The sequence below is a fragment of the Neobacillus sp. YIM B06451 genome (genome assembly GCF_032667185.1).
Lineage (GTDB): Bacteria > Bacillota > Bacilli > Bacillales > Cytobacillaceae > Bacillus_D.
This window is the reverse complement of sequence record NZ_JAVFKJ010000006.1, coordinates 97,696-116,602: the sequence shown is the minus strand read 5'-3', so window position 1 is coordinate 116,602 and position 18,907 is coordinate 97,696. Positions and strand designations below refer to the sequence as shown.

The following is an 18,907-nucleotide window of genomic DNA, read 5'->3' as shown; positions in this document are numbered from 1 at the left end:
CTTTATCCCTCCACTCCCTTCGTCGGTTTCGTGTGCTTCGGCCTGCCAATGAATAGTGATTTAAGCTGCGATCCAATTCTCGCAAGCCCATACGGGAAAAACATGATGACAAGGACAAGCGCCACCCCAGTAAAAATGCTGGCAACGTTCTTGATGTTCTGCAGCCATTCAATGTCTTTTACGAATTCAGGAACAAATACGATAAATGCTGCACCCAATACGCTTCCCGGTATGGAGGCCAGACCTCCGATAACGACCATCGCCAATAAATTCAGTGACAGGTCGATTCCCCATTGATTCGGCTCTGTATATCGGATCAAGTGTACATATAAAGAACCGCCGATCCCGGCGTAAAAAGCGCTAAGTGCAAAGGCAATCAATTTATATTTGAATAAGCTGACGCCCATCGCCTGGGCTGCATGCTCACTATCACGGATCGCAATCAGGGCGCGTCCGGTTTTTGAGGACAAAAGGTTATGGGCAAACAGAATGAGCAAAACACAGATGATGACCGCCAAAACGAAGAAGTGTTCACGTTCCCTCAAAGCAAAGCCAAAAATTTCAGGGGTGGCCGCCCGTACCCCGGAGAACCCATTCGTAAAGGCAATCCATTCCTTAAAGGTCTGTTGGATGGCAACGCCAAAGCCAAGTGTCGCAATCGCGAGGTAATGGCCCTCAAGGCGAAGCGCCACTAGTCCAAGGATGAGCCCGATAACCATCGGAATCAATCCGGATAAGAAGAGACTAACTAAAAACGGAAGTTCGTAGTTTGCAGTAATATAAGCTGATAAATAGGCTCCGAGTCCCATAAATGCCGCATGGCCAAGCGAGATTTGTCCTGCATAGCCGAGAAGGATATTAAAGCCGATCGCAACGATTGCATAAATGACGATCAGGTTCATCATCGTCATCGTCGACCGATCCATCTCAACCAGTAATGGAATCATCGCGACAATCAGCCCGGCCACTATATAGAGGAATGGTTTGTTTTTTAACAATCCCTTCATGCCTTACACCTTCTTCCGGTGAACTTTGCCAAAGAGTCCAGTAGGTTTGACGATTAGGATGATGATCAATAAAGCATAGACGATGACTGTTTTCCATTGCAGCGAGATGTAGTAGCCAACAAGGTTATCAAAAACCCCGATAACAAAACCGCCCACAACTGGACCGACAAAGGATCCGAAACCGCCAAGGACGGCAGCAATGAATGATTTCAAATGTACTTCTCCCATCATCGTCGTCGACACGTTGGTTGTCGGGGCAATCAGGATTCCCGCAATCGCTCCGAGTACGGTGGCGATGATCCATGACAACGAATACACCTTTGAAACGGGCACTCCCATCAATTTTGCGGTTGTCTCATTTTGGGCAGTGGCACGGATGGCAATGCCAATTAATGTATTTTTTATCAAGTAGAATAAAATCGCCATGATTACGAGTGTAATAGAGATGATAAAAATAGCGTTAGGCTGGATAATGACTTCCCCGATGTTGATATTGTCCATGGTCAACGCTTTTCTGAATGGGTGCATATCAATTCCGAACAATGCGGAAGCTACTCCGTTAAAAATCATAATAAGTCCAAGGGTAATGATCATTTTACTTACCAGGTTAGCCTTTGATGCAGGCCGTATGAAGACTCTCTCAACGAGAAAACCGAGAAAGACCGCAAATAAAATGGCTCCGATGAATGCAACGGGATAAGACATCGTTTGCTGGAATATTGTAAAGGCGATAAAGCTGCTGAACATAGCCATTTCACCTTGAGCAAAGTTAATGACGTCAGAGGTCCGGTAAATCAGAACTAAACCCAGGGCAGCCAAAGCATACAAACTGCCTGTTTCCAATCCAGCTATGACATTTTGGAAAAATTCAACCATAACAAGCCCTCCTTTTCTTTTTAGTGCAGCTATACTTTCTTACAATGCAAATACCGTGCCAATTTTTAATAAAATGGTTATGCTGATTGTGTGAAGTTACGAAAAACCTTTTATCTTAAAGGGTTTTTTAACTTGTAAAAATTTTTCGAACAAATAAAAAATGACTTTGATTTTTTCTCAAAGTCATTTTGTTTTGTAAACGCTTACTTTTTAGTGTCCGATATTCCGACAGGTGTATGGTTTCACGACAAAGGCGGCTTTAATTCGTATTTTTCAATTTTGTCATAGAGGCTTGAACGGCTAATATCGAGGATATCCGCAACCTTTACTTTATTATGATTTAGCTCGTCCAGATAATTTTTAATAATCTCTTTTTCCGTTTCCTCCAGGATACTTTTTAACGTTTGCCCTTTTGATAGCTTATGAAGCTTCTTGTTTCTTGTTATCGTGAATGGAAGATGGACAGAATGAATCGTGTCAGTATCCGTGAGATTGATGGCACGCTCCAGTACGTTCTCTAGTTCCCTGACGTTACCAGGCCAATGGTAGTTCAGCAGATGCTCCATTGCATTTTTGGAAATAGTGCGGACGTAAACCCCTAACTGGCTTGAAAGCTTCTCAAGCAGCTTCATCGCCAAGTCCTCTATATCGGTTTCCCGTTCGCGCAACGGCGGGATTTCAATTGACATGACATTCAGGCGGTAAAAAAGATCTTCACGGAATGACCCTTCCACCACCATTTTTTCGAGGTTTTTATTGGTGGCCGCAATAACGCGAACATCGACCGGAATCGTCTTCGTACCGCCAACTCTTTCAATCTCTTTTTCCTGCAGGACGCGAAGGAGCTTGGCCTGCATGCTGAGCGGCATGTCGCCAATTTCATCAAGAAAAATACTGCCGCCGCTTGCCAGTTCAAACTTTCCGGGCTTGCCTCCCTTTTTAGCGCCTGTAAACGCTCCTTCCTCATAGCCGAATAGTTCCGACTCAAGCAGCTCCGCCGGGACTGCGGCACAGTTGACCTTGATAAATCTCTCATGCTGTCTGTTGCTGGAGTGGTGAATTGCATGAGCAAATAATTCCTTGCCTGTCCCGCTTTCCCCCAGCAATAAAACATTCGATTTTGTCTGGGATGCCCTTCTTCCCATATAAATCGCCAACACCATTTTCTCGCTTGTCCCTAAGATGTTTTCCCAGCTATATTTCGCACCATGGATGTGCTTTAACTGTTCCTCTGCATAGTTTAACGCTGTTTCGAGGAGTTTATTTTTTTCAATAATGTCCTTGAACTCTTTCACATCCTGGAAGAGCAGCAACCCAAACCCGTAGGCCACTTCTTGATTTATATCCAGTACAGGTATTCTGTGGACAATCGCTGTTTTTCCGTTCTTGAATTTATGCTTCCAGGCTATTTCCGGTTTTTTGCTTGATAGCACATATGGGAACCTTGAAAATTCATCTACTTCCAATACCGGTTTTCCGATAATTTCTTCCTTCGGGAAACCTAAGTAATCGGCAAAAATTTGATTAATCATCCGGATTTTCGTATCTTTATCCACCAAAATGATTGGAACTGAAATAGGATCAAACAGCTTTTCCATTGTATTCAGAAAAGCCTCTGAGCCAAGGACTTCCAAGTCTACAGTGGTGATTACGTTAGTAACATCCAACCCCACAAATTCCCCTCCCCTTTTTCATCTCCTTTCCTTTATTGTATATAATTAACATTATGAAAGGGAACTTTTTTTATAAAAAATGTAGGAAATTCGGACAGTGTTTGCTGTTGGCTACATTCCGGGTGGCGATTTTACTTTAAAATAGTGATTTTTCAGGTTGGCAAGATTCTTGCATACTATTTAATTGACTATATCTTGGGAGGTAACGAGAAATGAGATTAAAAGACAAAGTGGCGATTGTTACGGGAGCTGGAAGAGGGATCGGGGAAGCAACTGCGATTAAATACGCAAAAGAAGGTGCAAAAGTCATCGTTGCCGATGTAAACAGCGAGGACGTTGACCGGACTGTTGCCGTTATTACTGAAGACGGCGGCAAGGCGGTTGGCATGGTCGTTGATGTAACTGATTTCGGCCAGGTAGAAAAAATGGTTTCTGATACGGTGCAGCATTTTGGAAGCGTTGACATTGTGGTGAATAACGCCGGAATCACCGCTGACGCCCAGTTGATTAAAATGGAAGAAGCCCAGTGGGACAGGGTCATTGATGTTAACTTAAAAGGAGTCTTCAACGTCGCCCAGACCGCAGCAAAACAAATGAAGGAGCAGGGGCGCGGCGTCATTTTGAATGCCTCCTCGGTTGTTGGCTTATATGGAAACTTCGGTCAAACCAACTACGCAGCAACCAAATGGGGCGTCATCGGCATGACAAAAACATGGGCGAAGGAGCTTGGCCGATTTGGTATCCGTGTAAATGCGGTTGCCCCTGGGTTCATCATGACGCCGATGGTCGAAAAAATGCCTGAAAAGGTTCTTGAAATGATGAAAGGAAAATCTCCACTCGGCATGCTCGGCCAGCCGGAAGACATTGCCAATGCGTATACATTCCTTGCATCTGAAGAAGCCAGATATATTACCGGGACTGTATTGAGCGTCGATGGCGGGGTTGTGCTTTAATTCATGCGGGGTTATCGGACATGGCTCTTTAAAACTAGTTTGGTTTTGTCCGATATTCGAGGTTGAATTGGGCTGATTCTTATAGGATTCAGCCTTTTTGCCTATGATAGGAGGCGTTGGCATGGCAATGATGAATACTAACGGAAATGAATTGTTTTACGAGGTGTTGGGGGATTCTGAAGCGCCCGAAACGGTTATGTTTTTTAATGGAGTGATGACGACGACATCTTCGTGGGCCTTATACTACCCCCTTTTTGAAAAACTCGGCTATCGGATTGTCCTTCATGACTTTAAAGGACAAATGAAATCCGCCAAGCCTGATGGACCTTATACCTTTAGGGAGCATGCAGAAGATGCGAAGGTTTTGCTGGATGAGTTAGGAATTGAAAAGGTGCACTTGGTCGGTACCTCGTACGGCGGGGCAGTCGCATTAAGGTTTGCGATTGATTACCCTGAAATTGCGGTTAGCCTGACTTTGATTGATGTTGCCAGTGAAATTGATGAAACGACTCGGCTATTTTTGGAGGGCTGGAAACAGCTGGCTATAGGCCCTCAAGGAGAAGCTTTTTTCTGGGGAGCGGTCCCTTCCCTCTACTACAATTCCTTTATTGAGAAAAATAAAGAATTTCTCGCCGAGCGGGCAAAGCTAATGAATGATATTGGAGAGGATTATTTCAAAGGGCAGGTCAACCTGTATGACACGTATATCAATGATTCGGATGTAACCGATGAGCTTTGCAAAGTGAAGTGTCCGACTCTCGTTATAGTTGGGGAAAATGATCTGCTGACCCCCCGCCGTTTTTCCGACATTTTGGTACAGTACATGCCGGATACGGAATATCTCATCATTCCAGAGTGTGGCCATGTGGCCATTTTCGAACAGCCTGGTAGCTTGTTGACTGCGATGGTGGGGTTTGTTTTGAAAAATAGTGAGTGTGTGAGGAGTTAGTGTGGTAAGCCTTGAAAAGTGATTAGTACCAAAACGGTACTTATCACTTTTCAAGACAATTGATTTACCCATTGAAAATTACTTTGTCGCTTCCCAGCGAGCGACTTCTTCCCTGACCCGTGGCGCCACTTTTGTGCCAAATAGTTCAATCGCCCTCATGACATCCTCATGCGGCATTGAGCCAACCGGGCAATGAAGCATGAATCGGGTTATTCCTACATTTTTTCGTAAAAAGATAATTTTTTCCGCGACTGTATCAGGATCCCCTACATAAAGCGCTCCCTCAAGAGACCTCGCGGAGTCATAAGCCCGCCGGCTATATGGACCCCAGCCCCGCTCCCGTCCCAGTTTAGTCATAACCTGCTGGGTTGACGGGTAAAATTTATCTGCGGCTGTCTCGGTAGTTTCGGCAACAAAGCCATGTGAATGGGACGCCACCTTCAATTTTGAAAGGTCGTGTCCCGCATGCTCCGCGGCTTTCCAGTACAGCTGTACTAAAGGAGCAAAGTGAAGCGGGCTTCCCCCGATAATGGCGAGTACAAGCGGCAATCCGAGAAGGCCAGCACGGACGACTGATTCCTGGTTACCCCCGCTTCCGATCCAAATCGGCAATGGATCCTGAACCGGCCGCGGGTATATCCCGATATTTTGAATGCCAGGACGGTACTTCCCGCTCCAGGTAACTTTTTCGGACTTTTGCAGCGCCAACAGCAAGTCCAGTTTCTCCTCAAAAAGCTCATCATAATCCTTCAAATCATAGCCAAAGAGCGGAAACGACTCGATAAATGATCCCCTGCCCGCCATGATTTCCGCCCGGCCATTTGATAATCCGTCAAGCGTCGCGAAATCTTGGAAAACCCGGACCGGGTCATCCGATGAAAGGACCGTAACAGCACTTGTTAGCCGTATTCTCTTTGTCTGCGTTGCGGCGGCCGCCAGCAATACTGCCGGTGAGGAAGCGGCGAAATCCTCCCGATGATGTTCACCAACCCCAAAAACATCAAGCCCCACCTGATCCGCTAAAATAATTTCCTCTGCTACTTCACGCAAACGCTGTGCATGGCTGACAACTTTCCCGGTCTCCGGATCCGGCGTCGTTTCCACAAACGTACTAATACCTAATTCCATTCTTTTTTCCCCCTTACCTCTGGAGCTATATGTCCTTTATTGTACCCTTTTTTTGTGAGTTTTGATTGAATACCGCTCATACCCGGTTTTTTTCAAAAGACAAAACGATTGGCGATCAAAAACCTTTCCCCTTTCAGCAAAATGACTAATTATAATTTAGAGGAAACCATTGGGCATAGTAAGAAAGTAAACATACGTTAAGGAGAAGGAAAATGGCTAATTTTTGTGCCTCATTGTGGAACGAGGAACCAACTCCTGAAAACCTGATAAATTGCAGCGAATGCGGCCTGGACAAACATGGCTCAAGGATGGTTTGGGGTGAAGGGAATCCGCATGCACCTCTCCTAATTCTCCTGGACAATCCGGGTGCGCGGGAGGACCGGGAAGGTAAACCCTTTTTATGCGGAACAAGGCAAACGCTTCAAAAAGCTGCCTTTGAAGCAGGTTTTCAAGCCGAGGATTTATATGTAACGTATGTTTTAAAGAGGAAACCTGTTAGAAAATACGATAAAGAGCGAACAAGGCAAATCTGCATGAATCATTTGAAACAGCAGCTTGAATTAAAGCACCCTCAGCTTATTGTCTGCCTCGGCAACATCGCTGTCCAATCCTTCTTCGAGAATAACGATACTGACGTAAAATCATTAAGGGGTAAAATCCATGAGGTTCATGGTTACAAAACTATCGCGGCGTACCATCCACTGGCTGTCCGGCGCCGCCCAAATCTATGGCCGTTATTATTAGCGGACTTCAAATTAGCCGCAGCGCATTTCTTTAACAAAAGGCCTGTAAGTTAAACTATCATCATGGATAAAAACATCCCTAAAAGCTGGCAGTCTGAAAAATCAGTTCTGCTTGCTCCTAGGGATTATTTTATGGCTGGAACAAAAAAGGCGGTTAAAAATTCCTCTTTGAAGTTCGTTCCATAATTTAAGATTCTTCTAAAGCCGGTTTTCCAGCCTCGATTAATACTTTGTTCCGTCCTAACAAGATAGCCAATACAATAATGAACACACCCGTTCCTATCAGCAGCCATTCGATTTTGATTATATCGGCGATTGGGCCAAATATAAGCATTCCGATTGGCATCATCGAGGTTGCAATCATCCCCATGACTCCAAAAACTCTTCCTAAATAGTCCTCTTCGGTTTTTTCCTGCAAAAGAACGGTCGTCGGAGTGTTGAAAATTGGCATTGTAACTCCGAAAATGCCCATGAAGATTAAATAAATCCAAAAGATTGGAACGATTCCAAGCGCGAATGTGCAAACTCCCATGACCACACTCGCAAATGCCATCGTTTTGACTTTATTTTGGAAGCCTCCCCAGGCGGCAATAATTCCGCCGCCAGCCATCATCCCGATTGAAAAGGCAATCTCAATTGCAGTTAACCTCCATACATCATCGCCAAAGCTCCGGGCAACCTGCAGTGGCGTCAAAAATGCCGCTGGCGCCATCAATACAAAAAAGACCGCAAAGAAAAGGAAAAATTGCTTTAGATAAGAATGGCTATTTATATAGTGCAAGCCTTGTTTGAAGTCACTCAAGTAGCTCGTTGTTTGCTTTACCGTTGCCTTTTTATGCGCGGAAATTTTTAAGAAAGCAAGTAATGTCACAATGGCTATCGCTGCTGTAATGACATCAATGAAGAAAATAAATTCAATTGAAGCCAATGCCAGTAACGCCGCACTGACCATTGGAGACACAAACATGATGATAGCTTGGATACTTCCATTAATTCCGTTTACCTTTGTCAGCTTATCCTTCGGAACGATTTGCGGCAAAATAGCCCCGACAGCCGGCGTCTGAATTCCCGTACCAAAGGCACGGATCGCAGCCATCACAAAAAGCAGCCAAATCGAATCAAACCCCATTAAAAAAAGGATAGCGAGAATTAATGTAGCCACTGCAATAAGCGCGTCTGCTAATACAATTAGCATTTTCCGGTTGTAGCGATCGGCCCAAACCCCAGCAACCGGCGATAAAATAAACGTTGGGATGAAGCCGCAAATGATATACAACATCATCATTAATCCCGATTTTGTCGTTAACGTGATGTACCACATCATCGCATATTGAACTAGGGATGATCCAAAGAGCGATATCGTCTGGCTGGTTAAAAAGAGAATGATATTCCTGAACCAATTCTCCTTATGATCATTCGTTTCTACAATCATTACGTAACAACTCATTCCTTCATTTCTGTTTAACAGCAGTATACCCAAAGTTACACTTCTTGTACCCGTTTTTGCGACAGCTTCAACACATGTATGACAATATGTAAATTTCTTTAAGCTAAAGCCCTCTTAACGATTTTCCCATCCTTTATGAATTCTGAAGGATATTGATAAACAAATGGATCCTTTATACATACCGCTTCCCAGGCCGCAACACAGACAGGATCAAAGTGGGTTCCTATATTTTCTTTTAAAAATTCCATTGCCTGGCCGTGAGTCCATGCTTTCCGGTACGACCTTTCCGAGGTGAGTGCGTCATATACATCTGCCACGGCTACGATTCTTGCATATAATGGTATGCTTTCTCCAGAAAGCCTATCCGGATATCCTGTACCATCCCACTTTTCATGATGGGACCGGATGATGCTTAATTCTTCTTTTAAAAATCCAAGCCCTTTGCACATATTAAATCCTGTTATAGGATGTTCCTCAATCAACAATCTTTCTTCCTTCGTCAGTCTTCCTGGTTTATTCAGGATATGATCTGGAATGCGTATCTTCCCGACATCATGAAGAAGGGAACCTTGTAGAATAATCCGCAGTTCTTCTGGTTTGAGTCCCATCTCTTCTGCTAGTTTCAATGCATATAGCGTTACCCTGAAAGTATGCCCTGCAGTATAACTGTCCTTCTCCTCTGTAGCAGCCACAAGTGCCCTGATACTAGACGGCATGCTATTTGTTACCCGCTCAAAAGGATCAGTGATAAACAGCGATCGCAGTGACTCTGTTACTGTCCCTTTTACGGCATATTGCTTGTAAAGGCCAATGATCATTACCACCATCGAACCAAGAAGAAGGAAATGATAAATCCACCAGCTCAGGCTCCACAATAATCCTCTTACCATAATAATCTGGGACACCATGATCCAGCCAGAGCTATAAACAATTGCCAGCTGCAATGGAAACCGCGTAAAACGATACGACTGGAAATACCTGTGTATTGTCAGCCCATTAAGCAAAAGAACAAGGATGGTAATGATATTCTTTAACGGATTCATGTTAAGAGGAACAATGTCAACAATCCCTGGATTCAGAAGGCCGATTGTGCAAAAAATGCTTAGGGCAATTGTCCAGGAAGGAACCAGGATTTTTTGCTGGGATGCTAGGAAAACTATAAATTTATTATTAGAGGAGAAAGAAGAGAGCCATAGCCAAACTGTTACGAGCAACATGCTTAATTGCGCCGCTACACCAGGCAAGCTTGTAATTCCAAAAATAAAGGATGGTGTAGAAAGGCCATGGACTGAAAACATAATAGACAATGATATAAATGCCAGCGAAAGGATACTGACTTTTATATTCCTCAGCCTGCTGCCAGCTATCCCTACCAAAATCGCAATCCCTGAAGCAAGAATGGACACAATCGAAACAATATAAAAATGGCCATGCGGATGTACCAATGCAGGATTCATGAAAATCCCCAAATGAATCAATTCAAATACAACATACGGGAAAATTATTGCTAGGAAAGGAAGTAAAGTCACTATTTTTTTCATCTTATCCTCCGGGCTGAATAACAGTACGAATTTTGTGAATCCCTTTCTATTTTAACATGGTAAGAATATGTAAATATAATAAATTTTTGGTTCTTCACTGCAAAAGTAGTTTTTACGAATTGGTTGCACCACTGTCCGAAAAATTCAAGAAGAAAAGCCCACCATTTTTAATGAATGGGCCAATTTTTAAAAAACAAGGCAAAATTAAAAAGCGGCTGAAACAATTCGTTTCAACCGCTTTTTTGAATCGTATCTTATTCTTCGTCCATGAATGGATATGCGATATCCGTTGTTGGCACAAAGTTTTCTTTGATGACACGAGGGCTAGTCCAGCGAATCATGTTGAAGATGGAACCAGCCTTGTCGTTCGTGCCGGATCCGCGGGAACCGCCGAATGGCTGCTGGTTCACCATTGCGCCAGTTGGCTTGTCATTGATGTAGAAGTTTCCGGCTGCTTCGGACAAACGGCGCTCCAGGTGAATGATTGCATTGCGATCCTGGGCAAAGATTGCACCAGTTAATGCATAGATAGACGCTGTATTAACCGCATCTAAAGTTTCTTCCAATTTATCATTTTCGTAAACATAGATAGTCAAGACTGGTCCGAAAATTTCTTCTACCATTGTCTTGAAGTTTGGATTGGTTGTTACAATAATTGTCGGCTGAATGAAATACCCGACAGAATCATCGTACGTACCGCCCGCGATAATTTCCGCATCTTCGGAATTAGCCGCATAGTCGATATAGCCTGTGATTGAATCAAAAGCAGGCTTATCGATAACCGCGCCCATGAAGTTCCTAAAGTCGCGGACATCACCAACTTTGAGCTTTGCGGTTTCTTCAAGCAGCTTTCCTTTTACTGCTTCCCACATGCTGGCAGGGATGTAAGCACGTGAGGCTGCCGAACATTTTTGGCCTTGGTATTCAAATGCCCCTCGAACAAGGGCAGCAGCAACTTTATCCGCTTGTGCTGTTTCGTGGGCAAATACAAAGTCTTTACCGCCAGTTTCCCCAATTAGGCGAGGATAGGATTGGTACTTGGAAATGTTTTCACCGACTGTTTTCCAAATTGTGTTGAATGTATCTGTTGAACCAGTGAAATGGAATCCAGCCATGCGAGGGTCTGTCAATACAACCTCGGATACTTGAGAACCGCGTGAAGGTACGAAGTTGATGACGCCTTTTGGCAAACCAGCTTCTTCAAGGATACGCATGAAATAGTAGTTTGCAAGAATGGAAGTTGTTGCTGGCTTCCAAACAACTACGTTCCCCATCATCGCAGGAGCTGCCGGCAGGTTCCCGCCGATTGCCGTGAAGTTAAATGGAGAAATCGCCAATACAAAACCATCCAATGGACGGTAGTCCGTACGGTTCCAAATATTCTTCATGCTATCAGGCTGGATTTGATAGATTTGGTTGGCACACTCAACGCCAAAACGCAGGAAGTCGATTAATTCCTGGGCCGCATCAATTTCGGATTGGAAAGCTGTTTTGGATTGGCCGAGCATTGTAGCCGCGTTCATGACATCACGGTATGGACCGGAGATCAAATCAGCCGCTTTCAGGAAAATGGATGCTCGATGTTCCCAAGGCATATTTGCCCATGCTTCTTTTGCAGCCATCGCCGCTTCGACAGCATCGCGAAGTTCTTTTTCGCCCGCTTGCGAATAGTTTGCGAGAACATGCTGGTGAGCATGCGGCATAACAACTTGCTTTACTGTATCTGTCTTTACATCTTCTCCGTTAATAATGACAGGAATTTCAATGACTGTTTCAGACTGGCGCTTTAATTCCGCTTTTAACGTTTCCCTTTCTTTCGTGCCAGGAGCATACGTATTGCCGGGCTCGTTTTTAACTGCAGGGATTTTAAAAATTCCGTTACTCATAGTCTCACTTTCCTTCCTGTTAAAATACTGTTTCACTATTATATAACTATATTTATTTACACCCTCAGTAGTATATCATACTTTCGCGATTCTTGCGCTCTCTTTCCCTCATCATGAACAGGGATTGGTATCCACTCCTGACATGAATAGCTAACATGAAACAATGAAAAAGAAGCGCTTCCATTTTTGAAGAGCTTCTTACATATTGGGGTTTTTAACCCCGGTAAGATCTTATTATATTCCTTCTGGCAGGTCTTCAAGCCTCTCTTTTACTGCTGCGATATCCTCTTTATCTTTAGCAATTGCCAGAGCCTTTTCATACAATTCCCGGGCCCTTTGAAAAGCAATCTTCAAGAAAACGTATGCCGTCTCCAGTTTTTTAAACCGGATTGGCGCTTCCGCCTTCATTTAATCTAGGCTCGCCATCAGCCTTTAAGCTTTTTATGTTTCCTGACACAAGGACAGAACCTAAAAGTACGATTGCCGTTCCAATGACAAATTGCCAGCTGATAGGGGTACCAATAAACAGAATTTCGGTTGCTATAGCCCAAAAAACATACGTATTGTTCAGTGATTGACCCCTTGCAGCACCGATAATATCAATGGATGCGTAATATAAAGAATAATTCATGGTTCCTAATAAACCTGCTATAGCAAGCAACCACACTATATTGGATGACGCTGCATCAAAAACTAAAGGATAACCTTGAACAAACGGGATAATGACTATCCCAAAAATTAGCGCCGATGTTAACTGTCTTATATTAATTGCATAGAACGGAACCACATTTTTCCCTCTCATTCCCCATGCACTGATTACCCCTTCAAGTCCCCAGAACAAAGCGGCACCTAAAGAAAACAATATCCCGATGAAAAAGTTACTCTCGACATCAAATTTTGAAGGAACATATGCCAATGTTATGACGCCAATGATGCTTAAAATTACGCCAAGCCAGGTTCTTCCGACCATTTTTTCCTTCAAAAAAAAGAAAGCAAGCACAGCACCTATCCCAGGGAAGATGGAAGCAATACTTGCTGCATACGTTACCCCCGCATGTTGGATTCCAAGAAAGTAAAAAGTCATGGCCAATGGCCCGCCGCACAATCCCCCTAAAATCAATATGAAGCCGCTTTTTGTTCTAATTAGCTTTAAAACGTTAACAAATTCACCTTTTGCAATCATTAGTAAGGAAATCCAAATAGCAGAGAAAAAGTCATGCATGAAAGCGGCTATAATGGGTGCAAGTACAATGGCTTCTTTAAAAGGAGTACTTGTTATAATCAGGCCGATGATTACCGTATCTACCCCCCATGCAATTGCTGATGTAGCTCCAAGGCCAATGCCTATTCTGGCTTGTTTCCTACTTTTCACATTCATCAAATCAACCTTTTCTCTAAAAAATATTTCACCGGAAGCCAGCTAAAGTAAGAATCAACTTTTGTTCTGATGAATCATTTCTCTCAACATTAATTAATCGTATGGTGATGGTGAGGAAAGAGAATATCACTTTGCCATACCATGCAAATTTGCGAATAAGCATTTTCGCACGTCGCCACCTCTTGGCACTTATTTGAACCATCTGGCAATATACAGTTAATTTGTCTATCAAGAATTAAATTTATACTTCTTCAGGCAATACAAAACAAAGCTCCAATACTTCTCCCAAAGAGAACAGCTGAGACCTTACCTATTCCGAAAATAAAGAAAAAGCAAGGGAGAGAATTTGATTCAGAACCCTTAAAAACAACTGCGTTACTCTACATTTTCCCAACTTTTCTGTTAAGTCCCTTGATGGTCAAACACGTAGTAGGGGAAATGCCGATTTGATAGAAAAAACCCCGTAATTGTTAGTTTTTCTTAACAATTACGGGGCATTTCAGTTTGGCGATAGCTTTGGTATTTTTAAAATTAAGAATGTTATTTTACGGAAATCTTTACAACCTCGTCCAAATATTTGGTTGTATTGTAACTATGAATTCTGAGACTTTTAGGAATCTTATTCTCTGGGGCGTTGAGAGTATCAACCATTATACTTTGAACAGTAGTGAAATATCGTGGCTGTTCAATTTTCTCATATGCGACAGGAGTTTTATGAATATCGTATTCAACCCCGTTTTTATCAACAAGTACTCCTTCAGAATCCATCATATTACCAATTCCATACCCATTTTCATCAACAAAATCTAAGTGAAGCGATTCATATGCCCTATTTTTAATTTCATGATTGCTTATTATAAACTTCGTTTCCTGTCCAACTTCAGGCTTGTCGATGGAGATTGTACTGCCTGCATATTCAAAGGTTTGAGGAAATTCCTGTAAAGCATTCAGTTCGAAGGTCCTCTGGTCTTGAATTGTTAAACTGGCAGATTTGAATTGAACGTTGACCTCTTTTGGCTTTTTTTCAAAAAGCGGGTCAAAGTATGTTTGTAAAGAATTCCAATTAACTTCAGGTTGTGAGTCTAAGTAAAGACTCCCATACATATCCGCTATCACCTTTTTATTGTTCACTTTTAGATTGTCAAAATTCAATTGATCTATCCGCTTATCCGGCTGTTCTGTATTAATCGCAAATTGCAGAATCGTCGTTGTCGGAGCAATGGTTAGTTTATCAAATCGAACCGGGATTCCTTCGACTTCAGTTTCTCTATTCAATGCAAATTCAACAGAGGGCTGTTTTGTTACGGGAATCTCAAAGTTCCACTCCCCTCTTTCATTTCCGGTGTTGTCAAAAGGATTGAAATTCCTGCCAGAGGAATCTTGAATCAATTTCAGAAGCTTTGTAATCCTAAGCTCGATTATCCCTTCATCCTTTGAGAGTGGCCGCAGACTCATCTTTCCTTGATACACGTTCTTTTTTTCCGTGTTAAAAGTTGAATTAAGGTCAGGGGGATAGAATCTTGGCTGTGTTGAATGATTCATGATTTCACGTTCGTTCTTCACAAAAACGCCTTCAAAGTTATTGATCGCATATTGATTATCATCAGTTGTATCTTCTACTTCATAAAAAATGAGCGTCTGTACATCATCCGCAATCGCACTCTTGATTCTGATTTTCACCCCGTCACTTTCTGCCTCCAGGTTCAGCATTTCCCCAAGGCCCTGTTGCAGAAAAGGACGTAATTGCTCATCCTCTTCTGTATATGCATAGTAGAGGTTGGTAAAAGTCCCTGTAAAAACTTCTAAACCAATTAATAATGCAAAAATGCTTGCAAAAACAATCCCCATTCTTTTCCGTTTCTTGTTCTTCAGTCTCCTGTGATTTTCCCTTTCTGTCAGCCTGGCTTTGACGTTCTCCATAAAATTGGGTGGCAGATGAAAATCCTCAACCCTTTTAGTAAGATCCCGCAAGGATAACATGACGTCCTGAAAGGCAGCCAAATCTTCCTGACAGTTGTGGCAATGATATATATGTATTTCGAAATCGACCTTTTTCGGCCGGTCCATCGTTCTGTCCAAGTAATCGATGTAATGCTTATGATACTCTTTACAGCCATTGACGCACTGCCCATAGCCCAGCTCTTTTTTAAGCGTCTGGATTCCGGAAAACAAATGCTCTTTCAGCTTTTCCTCTGAAACGTTAAGAAGAAGTGCCGCTTCCTCCCGGGAGACACCTTTTATGTATGTAAGGACCACCGCTTCCCTCTCATCCTCGTTCAGCTGGTCAAGTTTTTGAAACAAATCCGGGCGCGGTTCACCTTCATCCGAAGCTTTTAGCCTTCCATCGATAGAAAGTTCCCGGCACGTTTGTATAAAAATGGACGTAACCCACGTTTCGAATGATGTTTCCTTTTTGAATCGAGACAGCTGCTTGTGTATTTTTAGGATGGTTTGGTAAAAAAGATCTTCCAATTGCCGCTGATCCCTAAGATAGGAGCAACCCAAAATATAAAACGATTGTTTATGCAGCTCGAACCAATTGAAGATGGATTCGACGCTTTTTTCTCTTATTGGAGTAATTGAAATGGGCTCTATTTTTGCTGGGATCATAAAGTGTTCCCCCTAGATTATCCTCTTTACTTAATCATATAAGGAGAGCCAGTTATTCGCAATAGCGATTAGACAAGAGCATTTGCGGAGTGTATACGGCATACTGAGTAAAAATCTTTTAAAAAAGCCAGACCAAATCGTGAAGATTATCCGAGCACCGTCTTACGGTCGAAAATCTCTATTCTGTGCTTTTAGACGAACAGCTCGATAAAACATGTCGTTGTTGAAGAGGCAGAGGATTATTCCCAGTTTCAATTCAAGTTTTTGAAGTGATTATTCCCTTCAGTAAAAAGGACTGTTCTTGGCGGCTTTAACCAGGAGATATTCGCCCATGTTGATAATTAGGTTTTCTAGGCTTAGAAACAATCTCTCGATTATTATTTTACATACAATGTAGGAAAGGAGTGAGAGTATCTTGAATAATAAACAAATCATTATTTCAATAAAGTTTAATAGTTGGGCAAATTCTTCAACATCGGAAGAGAGATTAAGTAAAGAATGGATTAATTATAGAATGTCAGTTTTTATGAAGTACACCCTAAATAGCTTGAAAAAACAAACAAACCAAAATTTTATCACATTAATTCAATACGACCCAAAATCTGAAGAGACTATTAAAGATGAACTAAAGGCATACAAAAAACTTCCAAATAACATACGATTCGTTAAATCCTCCGAATATAGCAATACCCTTAAGCAGCTTTGTTCTGGTTTTGAACATTTATATATTGTCCGTCTCGATTCAGATGATATGTATCATAAAACGTTTATTGACCAGTTGTATAAATATAATCCGAAAAAGGAGACAGAAGTACTGTTGTGTCAAAACGGCTATATTTATGATTCAACTAAACACCAGATAACAACCACATATAGGAAATCGCCTCCTTTTTGTGCCTTAGTTTATAAAACAGAAGATTTCTTAAATGGAAAAATCATCGTAACAAAAAATGGGCATACAGGCTTAATAGATTTAAAACACGAAATACTCCCTGGCAGAAATTTTGTTATAGTTGTTCACTCCAAAAATGTTTTAACCAAATTTAATGCAAGAAAAACTATTAATAACTATGATGGTGATGATGTTGAAACCGACCCTTCTAAAGTTGATAAAATACTGAATGAATTTATGTGAATAATAGTCTTATGTTTTGATTATAATTCTGATATTTGCGATGACGACTCTTTCCAGGTCAAAGAAGGAGTCCTCTTCCATAATAAGCTTTCGAAAAATAACTGATTTTAGTAAAAGAACCCAACAAAAGAGGCTGACCCAAAAAGACATTAATTTTTTTGGATTCAGCCCTTTTCTTTCGAATGAACAGCTTGATATTTAGATCAAGTAATTCCTTACTGCTTGGTTCTATCGGTTCCCCCATTAAGGACGTTTGCAGTTGGCTTGTGCCAGCTTCTCCTTGGAAGGAGTTTCGTACTTGACCCGCTCATCCCGATCGACATAGTAACCACCGCCAAGACCAAGCGCTCCAGTTTTAAAGGTGTAGATATTGTATCTCTCACCGGCTTTTAGGATGCGAGAGAAAGTTTTCTTTGTTCCTTCCAGTTTGTAAAGCGGGGTGTTCTTGAGAACAGTCAGCCGGCCAAGCTGCCCCGGTTTGAGGTGCGAACCGTTCCAGTATACTTTTCCCGGCGGGCAAGTGTAGACAGGTGGCTTCGGTGCTGCAGGTGCTGATGGTTGGGAAGGAGCTAAACTCTTTGTTGTGAAAGACCACGTCTTTGAGCCGTTCATTTTTGGAAAATCAAGACTTCCTTTTGGAATTATAAGATGTAACCCATCATAATCTATATGCACCGTATATGTTTCAGATGGCGCCAATTCGTATTTCGGGAAGATGAAAATAGATTTTTTATGTTCCGTGAAGACAGGTATTTCTTCGCCCTTGCTATTCGTTACTTTTACCGTATAATTATCAACCGATATGGCACTTGGAAGAGTATAAGATATGATGTAACCCGATTTTTTTATTTTAAACTGTTCTAAAGGGTTGGGTCTTTCGGACGCTCCAATAAACGATAATTCGACATCCGTCATTCCATCGTATGGATACGCCGCATCATCCATTTCATCACCATTTGTTAAAAATTGCACGACCACGTTTCCATCGTTAATTGCCATTCCCACCTCGGTCAATGCCGGAGAAATAACAGGATGTCTATGGTAAGCAGAGTTCATGAATCGATCAATTCCATCAGCAATGGAGTCGCAGCCATAAGCAATCCCTTCGCTGGTCATGTAGGATAAAAGAACATCAAATCCAACTGCCAGACGCCGTTCATGAGGCCCGTAACCGGTGAATCCTTTCTTATCAGGGGACTGGTCATGCCCTTGCACATTATTCAATGTTAAGTATTTTGCATGATCCTCTGATGACTTGGTTAGAAAAGGATTCAGTTTAACTTCTTTTACTCCTACTTTCTTCCTTATTGCGTTAATATGATTCAGAGCATCTTGTTGCTCTTTGGTGAAAGTGATATCTGCTGCTGCGGCTTTTATTGGTTCGGCTGGCTTTAATGGGGTTATCCCCCCAAAGATTAACGAAAGCGCCAAACCCAGTGATAGTAATTTCTTCATGTTACGCCCCTTTTGTCATTTTCCCTTTACTATAAGACTATTTTTCTAGGATATTATACCTTAAAACGGTAGTAAAAAAATCCAAATTAACCAAATATTTTAGGTGTAAACAGCAGTCCCCTCCTT

15 protein-coding genes are annotated in these 18,907 nt (G+C 42.2%); 4 read left to right on the top strand and 11 right to left on the bottom strand.

What is annotated here, in order from left to right; genetic code table 11:
- Positions 1-2: 2 nt before the first annotated feature.
- The 3 genes from RB160_RS12650 to RB160_RS12640 form a co-directional block, all read right to left on the bottom strand.
- Entirely contained in the window at positions 3-1,007 is a 1,005-nt protein-coding gene (locus RB160_RS12650; protein ID WP_316570747.1) for a branched-chain amino acid ABC transporter permease, read from the bottom strand.
- A 3-nt stretch (positions 1,008-1,010) separates the two neighbouring features.
- Complete coding sequence (locus RB160_RS12645; RefSeq protein ID WP_059172343.1) at positions 1,011-1,883, bottom strand: branched-chain amino acid ABC transporter permease; 873 nt, start codon at positions 1,881-1,883, stop codon at positions 1,011-1,013.
- A gap of 242 nt (positions 1,884-2,125) precedes the next feature.
- The gene (locus RB160_RS12640; RefSeq protein WP_316570742.1) at positions 2,126-3,556 is read right to left on the bottom strand and encodes a sigma-54 interaction domain-containing protein; all 1,431 of its coding nucleotides are present in this window, start codon (positions 3,554-3,556) and stop codon (positions 2,126-2,128) included.
- 212 nt (positions 3,557-3,768) lie between these two features.
- On the opposite strand from RB160_RS12640, the gene fabG reads away from it, so the two are divergent.
- On the top strand, positions 3,769-4,509 hold the full coding sequence (gene fabG, locus RB160_RS12635; RefSeq protein ID WP_316570741.1) for a 3-oxoacyl-ACP reductase FabG: 741 nt from the start codon (positions 3,769-3,771) through the stop codon (positions 4,507-4,509).
- A 121-nt stretch (positions 4,510-4,630) separates the two neighbouring features.
- Positions 4,631-5,458 (top strand): alpha/beta fold hydrolase, encoded by an 828-nt coding sequence (locus RB160_RS12630; protein WP_316570739.1) that lies wholly within the window; start codon positions 4,631-4,633, stop codon positions 5,456-5,458.
- Positions 5,459-5,536: 78 nt separating this feature from the next.
- Here RB160_RS12630 and RB160_RS12625 read toward each other — a convergent pair whose 3' ends face one another.
- Complete coding sequence (locus tag RB160_RS12625; protein WP_316570737.1) at positions 5,537-6,586, bottom strand: LLM class flavin-dependent oxidoreductase; 1,050 nt, start codon at positions 6,584-6,586, stop codon at positions 5,537-5,539.
- A gap of 212 nt (positions 6,587-6,798) precedes the next feature.
- On the opposite strand from RB160_RS12625, the gene RB160_RS12620 reads away from it, so the two are divergent.
- Entirely contained in the window at positions 6,799-7,383 is a 585-nt protein-coding gene (locus RB160_RS12620) for a uracil-DNA glycosylase (protein WP_316570735.1), read from the top strand.
- A gap of 133 nt (positions 7,384-7,516) precedes the next feature.
- On the opposite strand, the gene RB160_RS12615 is transcribed toward RB160_RS12620, so the two are convergent.
- The 6 genes from RB160_RS12615 to RB160_RS12590 all read right to left on the bottom strand — a co-directional run bounded on the left by RB160_RS12615 (position 7,517) and on the right by RB160_RS12590 (position 16,191).
- Entirely contained in the window at positions 7,517-8,761 is a 1,245-nt protein-coding gene (locus RB160_RS12615; protein ID WP_316570733.1) for an MFS transporter, read from the bottom strand.
- A 113-nt stretch (positions 8,762-8,874) separates the two neighbouring features.
- Positions 8,875-10,317 carry an HD-GYP domain-containing protein gene (locus RB160_RS12610; protein WP_316570731.1) on the bottom strand — a complete coding sequence of 481 codons (1,443 nt, stop codon included), beginning with the start codon at positions 10,315-10,317 and terminating at the stop codon, positions 8,875-8,877.
- Positions 10,318-10,571: 254 nt separating this feature from the next.
- Positions 10,572-12,203, bottom strand: a complete 1,632-nt coding sequence (gene pruA, locus RB160_RS12605) for an L-glutamate gamma-semialdehyde dehydrogenase (protein WP_316570730.1) — start codon at positions 12,201-12,203, stop codon at positions 10,572-10,574.
- A 234-nt stretch (positions 12,204-12,437) separates the two neighbouring features.
- Positions 12,438-12,611: a hypothetical protein gene (locus RB160_RS12600; RefSeq protein WP_316570728.1), complete on the bottom strand. Its 174-nt coding sequence runs from the start codon at positions 12,609-12,611 to the stop codon at positions 12,438-12,440.
- Positions 12,583-13,581 (bottom strand): DMT family transporter, encoded by a 999-nt coding sequence (locus RB160_RS12595; RefSeq protein WP_316570726.1) that lies wholly within the window; start codon positions 13,579-13,581, stop codon positions 12,583-12,585. The genes RB160_RS12600 and RB160_RS12595 overlap by 29 nt, the downstream gene beginning before the upstream one ends.
- A 540-nt stretch (positions 13,582-14,121) precedes the next feature.
- On the bottom strand, positions 14,122-16,191 hold the full coding sequence (locus tag RB160_RS12590; RefSeq protein ID WP_316570725.1) for a DUF4179 domain-containing protein: 2,070 nt from the start codon (positions 16,189-16,191) through the stop codon (positions 14,122-14,124).
- Between the two features lie 415 nt (positions 16,192-16,606).
- On the opposite strand from RB160_RS12590, the gene RB160_RS12585 reads away from it, so the two are divergent.
- The gene (locus RB160_RS12585) at positions 16,607-17,326 is read left to right on the top strand and encodes a glycosyltransferase family A protein (RefSeq protein ID WP_316570724.1); all 720 of its coding nucleotides are present in this window, start codon (positions 16,607-16,609) and stop codon (positions 17,324-17,326) included.
- Positions 17,327-17,569: 243 nt separating this feature from the next.
- On the opposite strand, the gene RB160_RS12580 is transcribed toward RB160_RS12585, so the two are convergent.
- Positions 17,570-18,781: a CAP domain-containing protein gene (locus RB160_RS12580; protein ID WP_316570723.1), complete on the bottom strand. Its 1,212-nt coding sequence runs from the start codon at positions 18,779-18,781 to the stop codon at positions 17,570-17,572.
- Positions 18,782-18,907 lie beyond the last annotated feature (126 nt).

Bases quoted from the DNA above. Each gene is read 5' to 3' on its own strand.
- RB160_RS12650 (WP_316570747.1), bottom strand. From the start codon at position 1,007: ATGAAGGGATTGTTAAAAAACAAACCATTCCTCTATATAGTGGCCGGG.
- RB160_RS12645 (WP_059172343.1), bottom strand. From the start codon at position 1,883: ATGGTTGAATTTTTCCAAAATGTCATAGCTGGATTGGAAACAGGCAGT.
- fabG (WP_316570741.1), top strand. From the start codon at position 3,769: ATGAGATTAAAAGACAAAGTGGCGATTGTTACGGGAGCTGGAAGAGGG.
- RB160_RS12630 (WP_316570739.1), top strand. From the start codon at position 4,631: ATGGCAATGATGAATACTAACGGAAATGAATTGTTTTACGAGGTGTTG.
- RB160_RS12625 (WP_316570737.1), bottom strand. From the start codon at position 6,586: ATGGAATTAGGTATTAGTACGTTTGTGGAAACGACGCCGGATCCGGAG.
- RB160_RS12620 (WP_316570735.1), top strand. From the start codon at position 6,799: ATGGCTAATTTTTGTGCCTCATTGTGGAACGAGGAACCAACTCCTGAA.
- RB160_RS12615 (WP_316570733.1), bottom strand. From the start codon at position 8,761: ATGATTGTAGAAACGAATGATCATAAGGAGAATTGGTTCAGGAATATC.
- RB160_RS12610 (WP_316570731.1), bottom strand. From the start codon at position 10,317: ATGAAAAAAATAGTGACTTTACTTCCTTTCCTAGCAATAATTTTCCCG.
- pruA (WP_316570730.1), bottom strand. From the start codon at position 12,203: ATGAGTAACGGAATTTTTAAAATCCCTGCAGTTAAAAACGAGCCCGGC.
- RB160_RS12600 (WP_316570728.1), bottom strand. From the start codon at position 12,611: ATGAAGGCGGAAGCGCCAATCCGGTTTAAAAAACTGGAGACGGCATAC.
- RB160_RS12595 (WP_316570726.1), bottom strand. From the start codon at position 13,581: ATGAATGTGAAAAGTAGGAAACAAGCCAGAATAGGCATTGGCCTTGGA.
- RB160_RS12590 (WP_316570725.1), bottom strand. From the start codon at position 16,191: ATGATCCCAGCAAAAATAGAGCCCATTTCAATTACTCCAATAAGAGAA.
- RB160_RS12580 (WP_316570723.1), bottom strand. From the start codon at position 18,781: ATGAAGAAATTACTATCACTGGGTTTGGCGCTTTCGTTAATCTTTGGG.